This is a genomic window from Streptomyces sp. Ag109_O5-10, from assembly GCF_900105755.1.
Classification (GTDB): domain Bacteria; phylum Actinomycetota; class Actinomycetes; order Streptomycetales; family Streptomycetaceae; genus Streptomyces.
Genome location: NZ_FNTQ01000001.1, coordinates 7889882 through 7904470, shown reverse-complemented (window position 1 = coordinate 7904470; position 14589 = coordinate 7889882). Strand labels below are relative to the sequence as shown.

Annotated in this window: 12 protein-coding genes; 1 reads left to right on the top strand and 11 read right to left on the bottom strand. The window is 71.9% G+C overall.

Annotated features, from left to right (window positions below):
* Nucleotides 1–104 precede the first annotated feature (104 nt).
* The 8 genes from BLW82_RS36015 to BLW82_RS35980 all read right to left on the bottom strand — a co-directional run bounded on the left by BLW82_RS36015 (nucleotide 105) and on the right by BLW82_RS35980 (nucleotide 9808).
* The gene (locus tag BLW82_RS36015; protein WP_093505641.1) at nucleotides 105–1157 is read right to left on the bottom strand and encodes an endo-1,4-beta-xylanase; all 1053 of its coding nucleotides are present in this window, start codon (nucleotides 1155–1157) and stop codon (nucleotides 105–107) included.
* 29 nt (nucleotides 1158–1186) lie between these two features.
* Nucleotides 1187–2020 (bottom strand): carbohydrate ABC transporter permease, encoded by an 834-nt coding sequence (locus BLW82_RS36010; protein ID WP_093505639.1) that lies wholly within the window; start codon nucleotides 2018–2020, stop codon nucleotides 1187–1189.
* Nucleotides 2017–3012 carry a carbohydrate ABC transporter permease gene (locus BLW82_RS36005; protein WP_093505637.1) on the bottom strand — a complete coding sequence of 332 codons (996 nt, stop codon included), beginning with the start codon at nucleotides 3010–3012 and terminating at the stop codon, nucleotides 2017–2019. The genes BLW82_RS36010 and BLW82_RS36005 overlap by 4 nt, the downstream gene beginning before the upstream one ends.
* Before the next feature lie 8 nt (nucleotides 3013–3020).
* Complete coding sequence (locus BLW82_RS36000) at nucleotides 3021–4316, bottom strand: extracellular solute-binding protein (protein ID WP_093505635.1); 1296 nt, start codon at nucleotides 4314–4316, stop codon at nucleotides 3021–3023.
* 158 nt (nucleotides 4317–4474) lie between these two features.
* On the bottom strand, nucleotides 4475–6007 hold the full coding sequence (locus BLW82_RS35995) for a glycoside hydrolase family 43 protein (protein WP_093505633.1): 1533 nt from the start codon (nucleotides 6005–6007) through the stop codon (nucleotides 4475–4477).
* Nucleotides 6008–6105: 98 nt separating this feature from the next.
* Nucleotides 6106–7929 (bottom strand): amino acid permease, encoded by a 1824-nt coding sequence (locus tag BLW82_RS35990; protein WP_093505631.1) that lies wholly within the window; start codon nucleotides 7927–7929, stop codon nucleotides 6106–6108.
* A 149-nt stretch (nucleotides 7930–8078) separates the two neighbouring features.
* A complete protein-coding gene (gene lysA / locus BLW82_RS35985) occupies nucleotides 8079–9413 on the bottom strand; it encodes a diaminopimelate decarboxylase (RefSeq protein ID WP_093505629.1) in 1335 nt (444 codons plus the stop codon).
* 47 nt (nucleotides 9414–9460) lie between these two features.
* Nucleotides 9461–9808 (bottom strand): SAV_915 family protein, encoded by a 348-nt coding sequence (locus BLW82_RS35980; RefSeq protein ID WP_093505627.1) that lies wholly within the window; start codon nucleotides 9806–9808, stop codon nucleotides 9461–9463.
* Between the two features lie 366 nt (nucleotides 9809–10174).
* Here BLW82_RS35980 and BLW82_RS35975 point away from each other — a divergent pair, with 366 nt between their 5' ends.
* Nucleotides 10175–10663, top strand: a complete 489-nt coding sequence (locus BLW82_RS35975; RefSeq protein ID WP_256216058.1) for a universal stress protein — start codon at nucleotides 10175–10177, stop codon at nucleotides 10661–10663.
* 27 nt (nucleotides 10664–10690) lie between these two features.
* Here the strand turns inward: BLW82_RS35975 and BLW82_RS35970 are convergent, their stop codons facing one another.
* Genes BLW82_RS35970 through BLW82_RS35960 form a run of 3 tightly spaced genes read right to left on the bottom strand, consistent with a single transcriptional unit; the run spans nucleotide 10691 to nucleotide 14589 of the window.
* Nucleotides 10691–13231: a sensor histidine kinase gene (locus BLW82_RS35970; protein WP_093505625.1), complete on the bottom strand. Its 2541-nt coding sequence runs from the start codon at nucleotides 13229–13231 to the stop codon at nucleotides 10691–10693.
* Between the two features lies 1 nt (nucleotide 13232).
* A complete protein-coding gene (locus BLW82_RS35965) occupies nucleotides 13233–13916 on the bottom strand; it encodes a response regulator (protein WP_093505623.1) in 684 nt (227 codons plus the stop codon).
* A gap of 4 nt (nucleotides 13917–13920) precedes the next feature.
* The gene (locus tag BLW82_RS35960; RefSeq protein ID WP_093508450.1) at nucleotides 13921–14589 is read right to left on the bottom strand and encodes a potassium-transporting ATPase subunit C; all 669 of its coding nucleotides are present in this window, start codon (nucleotides 14587–14589) and stop codon (nucleotides 13921–13923) included.

Genomic DNA, 14589 nt, shown 5'->3' with positions numbered 1-14589 from the left:
GGACCACCGCACCACCCCGGGCGGCCCCGCCGCTCCGCCCGGCGACCAGCAGGGGCCGGACGCACACACGGTGCGCACCGGCCCCGACGTGCGTCCGGGGACGGTCACCCGGTGTAGCCGAGCGCTGCGCGCAGCGCGACGTAGGCCGGTTTGGGGGCGAACTGCTCGTCCCAGGGCAGGGCCGCGCCCTCGCCGGGGAAGAACGCCGGGATCCACGAGTACTTGTCCGTCCAGTCCCAGACGGTGATGCCGACGCACCGGCGCACGGCCAGACACGCCTTGGTCAGGTCCGCGTACCAGGCCGCCTGCTCGGCCAGCTTCGCGTCGGTGGCCGGCAGCTGCATCCGTACGTCCACCTCGGTGAGCGCGGTGTCCAGGCCGAGGCGGGAGAAGCGGCGGAGGTTGTCCTCCAAGGTGGCCGGATAGCCGTACTGGAGGGCGAGGTGAGCCTGGAAGCCGATGCCGTCCAGCGGCACGTGCTCCGCCTTCAGCTGCCGGGCGAGCGCGTAGTAGGCGTCGCTCTTCGCGCCGAGGCCCTCGATGTTGTAGTCGTTCAGGTAGAGCCTGGCGTGCGGGTCGGCCTGGTGGGCCCAGCGCAGCGCGTCGGCGATGTAGCCGGGGCCGAGCGTCTTGTACCAGAGGGTCTCGCGGTAGCTGCCGTCCTCGTTGAAGGCCTCGTTGACGACGTCCCAGGAGTAGACCTTGCCCCGGTAGTGCCGCACCTCGGTCTGGATGTGCTTCTTCAGGACGGCGCGCAGTTCGCCGGCCGTCCAGTCGCGCGAGGTGAGCCAGTCGGGCAGCTGGCTGTGCCAGACCAGGGTGTGGGCGCGGACCCGCTGGTGGTTCTTGCGGGCGAGGTTCACGATCTGGTCGCCGTTGGTCCAGTCGAAGACGCCCTGCTGGGGTTCGGTGGCGTACCACTTCATGCCGTTGCCGGGCGTGATCATGTCGAACTCGGTGCCGAGGAGCTTCGTGTAGGCGGTGTCGGTGAGTTCGGGGTTGTCCGTGGCGCTGCCGAAGTAGCGGCCGTGGCGCTGGGCCAGTTCGGCGAGGGTGGGCTGCCGGCCGTGGGCCTGGGCGGCAGGGCCGGTGGCCACTCCGGCCGCGACGAGTAGGGCCGCGAGGGCAGCGGCGATGCTGAGCCGGGTACGGGACATGGTGCGACTCCTGTCCGTGGAAGGGGTGTTCAGCCCTTGGTGGCGCCGGCGGTGAGGCCGCCGACCAGCTGGCGCTCGGCGACCGAGTAGAAGGCCAGGGCGGGGACCATGGCGAGGACCAGGTAGGCGAAGACCCGGGCGGTGTCGGTGGCGTACTGGCCCTGGAACTGCTGCACGCCGATGGGGACGGTCCACCAGGTGGAGTCGGTGAAGACCAGCAGTGGCAGGAAGAAGTTGTTCCAGCTGGCGACCACCGCGAGCACGGAGACCGTGCCGAGCGCCGGCCGGGCCATGGGCAGCAGGACGCGCCAGAAGAAGGCGAACGGCCCGCAGCCGTCGAGCGTGGCCGCCTCCTCCAGTTCGCCGGGGATCTCCCGGAAGAAGCCGCGCAGGATGATGATGGTCATCGGCAGCCCGAACGCGGCCTGCGGGAGGATCACGCCCAGCGGGTTGTCCAGCAGGTTCATCGAGCGCAGCAGCAGGAAGAGGGGCAGGGCGGCCACCGCGAAGGGGAACATCAGTCCCATCGTGAACACGGTGAACAGCACCTCCCGCCCGCGGAACGCGAACCGCGCGAAGGAGAAGGCGGCGAGCGCCGACACCGCGACCACGAGGACGGTGGTGGCGACGGCGATCAGCGTGCTGTTGCCGAGCAGCCGCCAGAACGCGCCGGAGCCGAGGATGCCGGTGTAGTTGGAGGTGACCCAGGACTCGGGCAGCCCGACCGGGTTGCGGGACAGCTCGCCGGTCGTCTTGAACCCGGAGAGCAGGGCGTACAGCAGGGGTACGACCATCAGCGCGCCGACGACGAGGAGGACCAGGTGCACCGGCAGCGACCGTACGGTCTTGCGGCTGTCGCTCATGCGCCGTCCCCCCGCATGTTCGTGGTGGCGCCCGCCAGGTCCCGGCGGAGCACGAACCGCTGGTAGGCGAGGGCGAAGACGAGGCTGATGCCGAACATGGCCACGCTGATCGCGCTGGCGTAGCCGACCTGGTAGCGCTTGAAGCCGTACTGGAACATGGTCACGGCCATGGTCTCCGAGTGGTGGTCGGGGCCGCCGGCGGTGACCACCCACACCAGGTCGAAGAGCTGGATGGAGCCGATCACCGACAGGAAGACGCTGATCCGCAGGGTGGGGGCGAGCAGCGGCAGGGTGACGTGCCGGAAGCGCTGCCAGGGCGAGGCGCCGTCGACGGTCGCGGCCTCCGTCAACTCGGCCGGGACGGACTGGAGTCCGGCCAGGTAGAGCATCATGTGGAAGCCGAAGTACTTCCAGGTCATGACCAGGAAGAGGGTGGCCATGACGGTGGAGGGGTCGGCGAACCACTTTCCGCCGAGCGCGCCGAGGCCGAGGTCGCTCAGCAGGTGGTCGGCGAGCCCGTCGTCGGGGGCGAAGATCATGCCGAACAGCACGCCGGTGATCGCCTCGGAGAGCACGTACGGGGCGAAGAACAGCATCCGGTAGCCGGCCCGGCCGCGGATCCGCTGGTTGAGCAGGACCGCCATGGCGAGCGCGAACGGCAGTTGCAGCGCCAGTGACAGCACGACCAGGAGCAGGCAGCGCCACAGGTCGCCGAGGAAGACGTCGTCCTGGAAGAGCCGGGTGAAGTTGTCGGTGCCGGTGTAGTCGGAGGGCATGCCGAAGCCGCCCCAGCGGAAGAACGCGGCGTACAGCGCGAACAGGATCGGCAGCAGGACGAGGACGCCGAACAGTGCCAGGGCGGGCAGCTGGAAGCCCACCGCGGTGAGCCAGTGCAGCAGCCGGCGCCTGGTACGCGTCCGGCCCGCGGGCGGGAGCGGCTGGGGCGCGGCGTCCGGTCCCGACCGGGTGCCGGGCAGGTAGGCCGAGGTCATCGGGCGGCCTACTGCTCTTCCCTCGCGGTCTTGGTGATCGCCTGCGTGACCTGTTCTGGCGACTTGGAGCCGGCGATCAGCCCGGCCACGCTGTCGTTGATCTGCTGGCCGACGGCGGGCGCGTACGCCTGGTCGAGGTAGAGCTGGAAGCCGGTGGCGGCCTTCAACTGCGCCTGCACGGCCTTGGTGTTGGGGTCGCTCAGCGCCTTCTCCGCGCCGGGGACCACCGGGAGGGTGTTGGTCTTCTCGACGAGCACCAGATCGGTGGTCTCGGAGGCGAAGAACTTCAGGAAGTCGACGGCTTCCTTCGGAGCACCCTTGCGCAGGGCGTGCCCGCCGCCACCGCCGAAGACCTCGGTGATGGCGCCCTTGCCGCCGTCGACCGCGGGGAACGGGAAGAAGCCGAGGTCCGGGCCGAGGCCCTTGCCCGCGTCCGCCTCCACCACCGGGGCCCACTGGCCCATCAGCTCCATGGCCGCCTTTCCGTTGCCGACGGCGGCCGCCTGGCCGGTGGGCGTGGAGTAGGCCGCGCCGAGGAAGCCCTTCTGGAACGGCTGGAGATCGACGAGGTCCTTCAGGTGCTGTCCGGCCTGGACGAACCCGGTGCCGGTGAAGTCCTTGTCCTCATCTGCCTTCCGGAGGGCGTCGATACCGGCCGTTCGCATCGCCAGGTACGCCCAGTAGTACATACCTGTCCAGCTCTCCTTGCCCGCGAGGGCGAGCGGGGTGATGCCGGCGGTCCTGAGCTTCCGCACGGCGTCGAGGAATCCGCTCCACGTGGTGGGAGGTTCGCTGATCCCCGCCGTCTTGAAGTGGGCCTTGTTGTACCAGAAGCCGATCATGCCGATGTCGAACGGAATGCCGTACAGCTTCTGGTCGATCAGGTACGGCTGCTTGGCGACCGACAGCATCCCGTCCGCCCAGGGCCTGGTTCCGTCGGTGAGGTCCTCGACGAGGCCGGCGTCGACCTGCTGCTTGAGGACCCCGCCGCCCCAGGTGTGGAAGACGTCCGGGAGTTTGCCGGAGGCTATGAGCGCCGTCATCTTGGATTTGTAGGCGTCGTTCTCCAACTGCACGATCTTCAGCTTCACGTGCGGGTTCTGGGCCTCGAACTTCCTGGCCAGGCCCGCCCAGACGCTCTTGGTCGGCTGAGTGGTGGCGATGTTCCACCACTCGACCGTGACCTTCCCCGACGACGCGGAACCGCCGTCGCCCGAGCCGCAGCCGCTGAGGGCGGTCACGCCCAGACCGGCGGCCGCGGTGGCCGCCAGGAATCCGCGCCGGGACAGTGCGGGGTCGCCCATGATGCGCTCCTTGGGGTACGGGACGATACGGGACGACCGACGCCGTCCTGGATCGGCGATGCTGCGGGTCCGTCGCTTTCGAAACATTCGACACTTTCACCGAACGTTCAGAACGGGGACTCTAGAAAGGCGCATCAGGAGCGTCAAGGTGTCGCGCATCAGCTCATCGGCGTGTAGGCGAACCAGTCGAAGGCGGCCCGTCCTTCGGTGACGTACATGCCGATGACCCGGCCGGTGAACCCGCCCGCCACCTCGGTGGAGAGATACCGGCCGTCGAGTTCGGCCAGCCGGACGACACCGTCGGGTGTTTCGATCGAAAGGGTCACGGCGTCGGGTCCGGCGGGACGGACGCCGGTCGCGTCGCCGTGCGGCCCGGGCGCGGTGGCGGTGGGCGGCGGAACCCGGGTCGTACGGGTCTCGATCACCAGGGTCAACGGGCCCGGCGGTACCGCCCGTTCGGCGATCCGCTGCCGCACCGGCCCGATCCGTGCGACCACGCTCACCACTCCCCCGCTCACCTCCAGGTCGTAGTGGTGGGCCTCGTCGACACGGACCGTCAGACCCGCGCGTCCAGGGCCCGGTTCGTGCAGGGCGGCGGCCCGGCAGTCGGCGTGCTGCTGGCGCCGGCCGACGAAGGTGTGCCCGGCGCGGTCGAGGCTGTCTCCGGTGGCGGTGAGCACCAGCCACCCCGGGCGCTCGGTCAGCGACCAGGACCCGTCCGGCCGGCTGCGCGGGGAGATCCAGTGCGGTGCGAGGTCCGGGGCCGTGAAGTCGTCCCGTGCCGGCGGTTGTCCGACCGGGTGCCAGGCTGCCGGGGCCTCGTGCCGTTCCCGAACCGGGCCCATGCGCGGCCAGCCGTCCGCCCACTCCACCGGGGCCAGGAAGGTCTCCCGGCCGAGCACGTGGAACTCGGGGAACCAGCCGCGCGGCCGGGTGCCGAGCAGCACCGCCCACCAGCTGCCGTCGGCCGCCTGCACCAGGTCGGCGTGCCCGGTGCTCTGGACCGGCTCCCGGGTGCCCCGGTGCGAGACCAGCGGGTTGCCGGGCGCCGCCTCCCAGGGGCCGCGCGGCGAGCGGGCGCGGGCCACCGACACCCCGTGCCCGAGCGCGGTACCGCCCTCGGCGACCAGCAGGTACCACCACTCCCCGACCCGGTACAGGTGCGGCGCCTCCGGGTCGCGCAGCCCCGTCCCGGACCACATCGGCAGCGGTCCCTCCAGCACCTTGCCGGTCCTGGTGTCGATCCTGGCGACCGCCACCCCGGCCACCGCGCACCAGCAGTCGCCGTTCTCGTCCCAGGCGAGGTCCGGGTCGATGCCGGGGACGTCGACCCACACCGGGTCGGACCACGGCCCCTCGGGCCGCTCGGCGGTGACGAGGAAGTTGCCTCCCGCGCCGACGTTGGTCGTGATGACGTGGAAGAGCCCGTCGTGGTGCCGGATCGTCGGGGCGTACACGCCGCCGGAGGCCGGGGTGTCGGGGGGCAGGGTCAACTGCCCCGGCCGGTCGAGGACGTTGCCGAGCTGCCGCCAGTGCACCAGGTCCCGGCTGTGGAAGAGCGGGACGCCGGGGAAGTACTCGAAGCTGGAACAGACGAGGTAGTAGTCCGTCCCGACCCGGCACACGCTCGGGTCCGGGTGGAAGCCGGGGACGACCGGGTTGCCGTAGGTCCGCAGCTGCGTGTCCCGCATGGGTGCCCCTTCCAGGCCGCGCCGAAAGTTTCGGCGAGGTCGGCGAACATTACGGGGCGCACTGTAGGAGGCGGCTCAGGGGGCCGACAAGGCGGCCGTCAGACCTTCAGCCGGTACGGCAGCAGGCACACCACGACGTCGGTGCGGGCCCGCAGCACGGTGGCGAGGAGCAGGCCGCGCTGGTTCTGCAGGATCTGGTAGCGCCGGTGCCTCGGCTCCACCTCCGTGATGAGCACGGCGACTTGACGGCCGTCCGTCGCCGCCCGCTGCACGTAGTCGACGACCGGCTGCACCAGTGAGCGGTGCGGGCTGTCGATGATGTCGAGGCGGACGCCGGGGTTCCAGCGCGCCCAGGCCTCCTCCAGCGCCCGGGCCCTGGCCGGGTCGGCGTGCACCGCGACCGCGACCACCTCGTCGCCGAGGGCGAGGGCGGCGCCGAGGGCGTGCCGGGCGAGCTTGCTGACCTCGCCGACCGGCACGATCACCAGGCTGGCGGTGGGCCGGTCGGGCGGTTCCGGGATGCGGCCGAGGCCCAGTTCCTCGCCCACCTCGGTGTAGTAGCGCTGGATGCGGGCGAACAGCAGCATCATCAGCGGGACGGCGAGCACGACCACCCAGGCGCCGGAGAGGAACTTGGTGAACAGCAGGATGACCCCGGCCAGGGTGGTCAGCACGGCACCGGTGCCGTTGATCAGCGCGCGGCGCTTCCAGCCGGGCGGGCGCCGGGTCGCCCAGTGCCGGACCAGGCCGGACTGGCTGAGGGTGAAGCCGATGAAGACGCCGATGGCGAAGAGCGGGAGCAGCCGGTGGGTGTCGGCGTCGGTGGCCAGCAGGAGCAGCATGGCCAGCAGCGCGAGGGCCAGCACGCCGTAGCGGTAGACCGGGCGTTCGGCGCGCAGGCCGAAGAGATGGGGCAGCCGGTGGTCGCGGGCGAGCAGGCTCATCAGCACCGGCAGCCCGCCGAAGCTGGTGTTGGCGGCCAGGCACAGGACGAGGGTGACGAGGAGGTTGGTGGCGTAGTAGGGCCAGCCGGTGCCGTAGGCGCCCGCGGTGAGCTGGGCGAGGACGGTGACCCCGCCGCGCGGGGCAACGTGGTCGCGGTGGATCAGGACGGCCAGCCCGATCAGCATGATCCCGAGCAGCGCGCCGAGCATCAGCTCGGTGCGCTGGGCGCGTTTGACGCTCGGGGTGCGAAAGGTCGGCACGGCGTTGGCGATGGCCTCGACGCCGGTCAGGGCCGAGCAGCCGGACGAGAACGCCTTGAGGATCACCAGCGCGCCCAGTGCCTCGGTCGCGTGCACGGGCTGTTCGGTGCCGACGACGGCGACCGGGTGTCCGCGCAGCAGACTGAGCAGGACGACACCGAGGATCGCGACGATGAACAGGAGCGTCGGCAGCATCAGCACCCGGGCGCTCTCGGTCACGCCGCGCAGGTTGACGGCGGTCAGCAGGGCCAGGCCGACCAGGCAGACGAGCAGCTTGTCGTGGGCGAGGGCGGGGAAAGCCGAGACCAGCGCGTCGGCGCCGGCGGCGAGGCTGACGGCCACGGTGAGGACGTAGTCGACGACCAGGCTGGCGGCGGCCAGCAGGCTCGCGGTGGCGCCGAGGTCGGTCCTGGCGACGGCGTAGGCGCCACCGCCGTCCGGGTGTACGGCGATGACCTGCCCGTACGACACGACGAGCGCCGCGAGCAGGAAGGTGATCGCGAGGGTGATGGGCAGGGTGGCACTGAGCGCCCCGGTGCCGGCGACGACCAGGGCCAGCACGATCGCCTCGGGGCCGTACGCGACGGAGCTGAGCGCGTCCAGGGAGAGCGCGGCCAGGCCTTCCAGGCTGGTCAGGCGGTGCTTGTCGCCCTCACCCTCACCCGGGCGCAGTGGGACCCTCGGTCGCAGTTCACGGCGTGCCAGGCCATACGCCATCGGTACCTCATCACGGCCGGTGGGACGGTCGGCAACAGTGTCCTCCGTGCCGTGTCCGCGCGCCCGTGGTGCCGGTCCCCGGGCGGGTCGGCCGGCGTGAGTGAGGGAGGGCCGGCCCGCCCGGGAGCCTTGCGCGGGGTCGGGCCGGACTACAGCCCGACGTCGCGGCGGCGGATGTCGTCCAGGGACTCGCGCCGGACCAGCAGCCGGGCGTGGCCGTCGCGGACGGCGGTGACCGGCGGACGGCCGACCAGGTTGTAGCCGGAGGCCATGGAGAGGTGGTAGGCGCCGGCCACCGGGACCGCGAGCAGGTCGCCGGGGCGCACGTCGGAGGGGAGTTCGACGTCGGCGGCCAGCACGTCGCCCGCCTCGCAGTGCCGGCCGACGACGGTCACCGGGGCGGTGGGCGCCGCGCTCGCGCGGCCGATGAGCCGGGGCGCGTAGCGGACGCCGTACAGGGCGGGCCGCGGGTTGTCGCTCATGCCGCCGTCGACGGCGACGAAGGTGTGGGCGCCGGTCTTCTTGACGGCGAGGACGCGGTACACGGCGATCCCGGCCGGGCCCACGACGGCCCGCCCCGGTTCGATGATCAGCCGGGGTACCGGCAGCCCGGCCGCCGCGCACGCGTCGGACAGTTCGGCGCGCACCTTGCGGGCCAGGGCGGTGAGGTCGAGGGCGGCCTCGCCGGGCCGGTAGGCGATGCCGTGGCCGCCGCCCAGGTCCAGCTCGGCCAGGACCAGCCCGTGCTGTTCGTACAGCCGGGCCATGAGCCCGACCACCCGGCGCACGGCGGCGAGGTACGGCTTGACGCTGGTGATCTGGGAGCCCAGATGGCAGTGCAGTCCGGTGAGTTGGAGCTGCGGCTGGTCCAGTATCCGGGCGATGGCGTGCTGGGCGTAGCCGTCGGCGATGGACAGGCCGAACTTCTGGTCGTCGGTGCCGGTGCGGATCTTCTCGTGGCCGCCCGCGCTGATCCCGGGCACCACCCGGACCATGACCTTCTGGTGCCCGTCGGGGCCGACGGCGGCGGCGAGCCGGGCGATCTCGGAGGGGCTGTCGATGACGATCCGCCCGACGCCGAGGCGCAGCGCGGTCTCCAGGTCGCGCGGCGACTTGGCGTTGCCGTGCAGCACGATCCGCTCCGGCGGGAACCCGGTGGTGACCGCAAGCTCCAGCTCGCCGGCCGAGCAGACGTCCAGGCCGAGCCCTTCCTCCTCGGTCCAGTGGACCATCGCCCGGCACAGGAACGCCTTGGCGGCGTAGAGGACTTCGGCGTCGGGGAAGGCGTGCCGGTAGGTGCGGCAGCGCTCGCGGACCTCGTTCTCGTCGAGGACGTAGACGGGGGTGCCGAAGCGGTCGGCGACCTCGGCGAGCGGGACCCCGCCGACGGCGAGGTCGCCGGGCCGGGGCTCGGTGGTGGAGGCGGGCCACACCGACAGATCGGCGGGCGTGGTGGTGACGACGGGTTCGTGCAGGGTGGTCATCGACCGCTCCCCTCTCAGACTCGGAAGAATCACGCGGTTCACGCGGCTCAGGCGGTGCGGACGGTCCGCAGGGTGACGGCGGGGCGCGGGAGCGGCGCGACCGGCGCGGGGGCCGGCGCCGACAACTGCGGGTCGACGGTCACGGTGGTGACGCCGAGCGGTGCGGCCAGGGCACGCAGCGCGGGTTCGGCGAGCCGGATCCAGGCCTGGTCGGGGCCGAGCGTGGCGGCGAGTGCGCGGGCCGAGGTGAAGCCGACGGCGGTGCGCCCGCCGAGCGGGGTGCGGAAGAGCCGGACGGCGCAACCCGCGGGTCCCGGCCGGACCGGTACGAACAGGGGTCCGGCCGGGGAGCGATCGGAAGGCTCCGGGTCGTCACCGCACAAGAGTTCTGACATGGCATGCCTCCTGGCACAGGAAGGAACTGGTGCCCCGGCGGCGGGGAGGCCGGCCAGGGCTTGCCCAAGACGCTATGCCCGCTTCCGGCATCACTCCGATGCCTCATGACGGGACGCTGACGGTGATCGCGGCGACGTTGACGGAACGCTGACGGACCGGAGTCGGTGCTGGTGGCGGCCGCCACAGCGGACCGTCAGGGGCGTGCCAAGAAGTGCCCCGGACCCTGGCCGTCACCCGTTCGGCGCAGTGTCATGGAACCGGATCGGGGTATCCGTCCGGCCCGGAATGTGCCCGGGGACAGCCAGGGAGGAACGGTGGAGTCATGTCCGGTTACGACGCCTGCGCCCGTCCGGGTCGTGGTCGGCGTGAGCGGTTCGCTGGGCAGCGTCACGGCCCTGTCCCGGGCCGCCGCGGAGGCCCGGCGCCGGGACGCGGAACTGTGGCCGGTGCTGGCGTGGCAGCCGCCGGGCGGTGAGCTGGCGACGCGGCGCTCGCCGGCCGCGACGCTGATGGTCGACGAGTGGCAGCGGATGGCCCGGCAGCGGCTGCTCGACGTGCTGGACGAGGTCTTCGGCGACGTCGGCCCCGGCACCCCGGTGCACGGACTCGTGGTGCGCGGCACCCCGGGGCTGTCCCTGGTGGAGGTGGCGGACCGGGACGACGACGTGCTGGTCGTGGGCGCGGGCCGGCGCGGCTGGCGCCGGGCCTTCTCGGGCCGGGTGGCCCGCTACTGCCTCTCCCACGCGCGCTGCCCGGTGCTGGCCGTACCGCCGTCCCCGCTGGAGGAGACGCTGACCGCCGCACACCGCCGCAACAGCTGGCATCTGCCGCTGGACTCACGGCAGTTGTCGTAACACCGAACCGTGCCGCAGGCCGTCGCGCTACGACGTCACCGCCGCCGGCAGGTCCGGCCGCCCCGGTCTGCGGCCCGGTGCGGTGGGCAGGGTCAGCACCATGGTGAGGCCGCCGCCGGGGGTGTCCTCGGCGGTCAGCGTGCCGCCGACCGCCTCGGCGAAGCCGCGGGCCACGGCCAGGCCGAGCCCCACCCCCGCGCCGCGCGGTGAGTCGCCGTACCGCTGGAACGGCTCGAAGATGCGTTCCTTGGCCTCGTCCGGGACGCCGGGCCCGCGGTCCACGACGCGCACCTCCACCCGGTCGGCCAGGGAACTGGCCTTCACCAGCACGGGGGTCTCGCCGGGGCTGTACTTGACGGCGTTCTCGACCACGTTGGCGACGACCCGCTCGAGCAGCCCCTTGTCGACGTTCACCATGGGCAGCGTCTCCGGGATGTCCAGTTCGACGCTGTCCTCGGGGACCCCGCCGAGCGCCATCGGCACCACCTCGTCCAGGTCGGCCTCGCGGACGATGGGCGTGACGGTGCCGGTCTGCAGGCGGGACATGTCGAGGAGGTTTCCGACGAGGTGGTCGAGGCGGTCGGCGCCGGCCTCTATGGCCTCCAGGAGCTCCGCCCGGTCCTGCTCGGACCACTCGACGTCGTCCGAGCGCAGCGACGACACCGAGGCCTTTATGCCGGCCAGCGGGGTGCGCAGGTCATGGCTGACGGCGGCGAGCAGGGCCGTACGGATGCGGTTGCCCTCCGCCAGCTCCTTCGCCTGGTCCGCCTCCTGCTGGAGCCGCTGCCGGTCGAGCACGACGGCCGCCTGCGCGGCGAACGCGGCCAGCACCCGCCGGTCGGAGGCCGGCAGCACCCGCCCGGACAGGGCGAGGGTCATGTGGTCGCCGACCGGCACGTCGACGTCCGCCCCTTCCGGCGACCGGCAGGGCCGCGGCCCGACACTGCCCGCGCGGGTCCAGGGCGCCACGTCGGCCGCCCGCTCCAGGAGGGCCACCGACTCCATGCCGAACGTCTCCCGCACCCGCTCCAGCAGCGCCTCCAGGCTGGTCTCCCCTCTGAGCACGCTGCCCGCGAGGAAGGACAGGATCTCCGACTCGGCGCGCAGCCGGGTCGCCTGCTGGGTGCGCCGGGCCGCGAGGTCCACCACCGAGGCCACGGACACCGCGACCCCGACGAAGATCGCGATGGCGACGATGTTCTCCGGGTCGGCGATGGTCAGGGTGTGGACGGGCGGGGTGAAGAACCAGTTGAGCAGCAGGGAGCCGACGACCGCCGAGGTGAGCGCCGGGAGCAGTCCGCCGAGCAGGGCAGCGGCGACCGTCAGCGCGAGGAACAGCAGCATGTCGTTGGCGAGGCCCACCTCCGGTGCGGCGGAGGTCAGCAGCCCGGTGAGCAGGACCGGCCCGAGGACACCGGTCAGCCAGCCCCAGATCAGCCGGGACCGGCCGAGCCGCGCCGAACGGCCCAGCGGGAGCCGCCCCTTGCCGGCCTCGTCGTGGGTGATGAGGTGGACGTCGAGGTCGGGTCCGGAGTCCCGGGCGACCGTGGCGCCGACGCCAGGGCCGAAGACGTACTGCCAGCTGCTGCGCCGGGAGACGCCGAGGACGATCTGGGTGGCGTTGACGCCGCGCGCGAAGTCGAGGAGCGCGGCCGGGACGTCGTCGCCGACGACGTGGTGGTAGGTGCCGCCGAGGTCCTCGACGAGGGTGCGCTGGACGGCGAGTTCCTTCGGGGAGGCGGAGTTGAGGCCGTCGCTGCGCGCGATGTAGACGGCAAGCACCTCGCCGCCGGCGCCCTTCTCGGCCAGCCGCGCCGCCCGCCGGATGAGGGTCCGTCCCTCCGGGCCGCCGGTCAGGCCGACCACGATCCGCTCCCGCGAGCCCCAGATCTTCGAGACGCGGTGTTCGCTGCGGTACGCGTTCAGGTACTCGTCGACCCGGTCCGCGACCCAGAGCAGGGCGAGTTCGCGCAGGGCGGTGAGGTTGCCGGGCCGGAAGTAGTTGGAGAGGGCGGCGTCGACCTTGTCCGGCTGGTAGATGTTGCCGTGCGCCATGCGGCGGCGCAGCGCCTGCGGCGACATGTCGACCAGCTCGATCTGGTCGGCCCGCCGGACCACCTCGTCGGGCACGGTCTCCTGCTGCCGTACCCCGGTGATGGACTCGACGACGTCGCCTAGCGACTCCAGGTGCTGGATGTTGACCGTCGAGACGACGTCGATCCCGGCGGCCAGCAGCTCCTCGACGTCCTGCCAGCGCTTGGCGTTGCGGGAGCCCGGGATGTTGGTGTGCGGGAGTTCGTCGACGAGGGCGACCTGGGGGCGGCGGGCGAGGACCGCGTCGACGTCCATCTCCGTGAACACCGCGCCCCGGTACTCCAGTTCCCTGCGCGGGATCTCCTCCAGGCCGTGCAGCATCACCTCGGTGCGCGGCCGGTCGTGGTGCTCGACGAACGCCACGACACAGTCGGTGCCGCGTTCGATCCGGCGGTGGGCCTCGGAGAGCATGGCGTAGGTCTTGCCCACGCCGGGTGCCGCGCCGAGGTAGATCCGAAGCCTGCCGCGTGCCATGTCATCCTTCGAAGCGGTAGCCCATGCCGGGCTCGGTGATCAGGTACCGGGGGTTGGAGGGGTCCGCCTCCAGCTTGCGGCGGAGCTGGGCCATGTAGACCCGCAGGTAGTTGGTCTTGTTGCTCCGGGTGACGCCCCACACCTCGCGCAGCAGGTGCTTCTGGGTGACGAGCCGGCCGGGGTTGGTGACCAGTATCTCCAGCAGATGCCACTCGGTGGGGGTGAGCCGGACGTCGTGACCGGCCCGCACCGCCTTCTTGGCGAGCAGGTCGACGGTGAAGTCGGCCGTCTCCACCCGGGTGGTCCGGGGGGCGAGCGGGGTTTCCTCGGTGCGGCGGACCGCGGCCCGCAGCCGGGCGAGGAGTTCGTCCATGCTGAACGGCTTGGTGATGTAGTCGTCGGCGCCCGCGTCCAGCGCGGCGACCTTCTCGTCGGAGGCCTGTCGCGCGGACAGCACCAGGATCGGTACGCGGGTCCAGCCGCGCAGCGCCTTGATGACGTCGACCCCGTCCATGTCGGGCAGTCCGAGGTCGAGCATCACCACGTCCGGCTGACGCGCGGCCGCCAGCCGGAGGGCCGTGGCGCCGTCGGGCGCCGCGTCCACTCCGTACTGGCGTGCCTGCATGTTGATCACGAGTGCCCGTACGAGCTGGGGGTCGTCTTCCACGACCAGCACTCGGGTCATCGGCTCAACTGCCCTTGGTCAGGTCCTTGAGCGCGATGTCGAGTTCGAGGACGTTCACCCGGGGCTCGCCGATGAAACCGAGCGTGCGGCCCGTGGTGTGGTCCTTGACCAGCTTCTCCACCTGGGCGAGGGACAGGCCGTTCCTCTCGGCGACCCGGTGGACCTGGAGCTCGGCGTAGGCCGGGGAGATGTCCGGGTCGAGGCCGGAGCCAGAGGAGGTGACGGCGTCGGGCGGCACCTGGGACACCTCGACGGTGTATCCGGGCACCGAGTTGTCCTTGACGACGGCGGCCTGGGCGTCCTTTACCTGCTGGACGAGGACCTTGTTGTCGGCGGCGAGGTTGGTCGCACCCGAAAGGATCAGCTTGTACTGGGTGTTGACGCTGTTGCTGCCGAGCCCGTTGGCCGGGCGGCCCTGGAACCACTTCAGGTCCGCGTCCGGGGTCTCCTGGCCCTTCTTCAGCGGGAGGTTGTACGACTGCCCGATCAGGGACGAGCCGACGACCTTGCCGTCCGCCTTGATCTCGGAGCCGTTCGCCTTGTTGTGGAAGGCGGCCTGGGCGATGCCGGTGACGACCAGCGGGTAGACGACGCCCGTCACCAGGGTCAGCACGAGCAGGGCCCGCAGGCCCGCCCAGAGCAACCGGGCGGTGTTGGTCACGGAGTTGTTCAT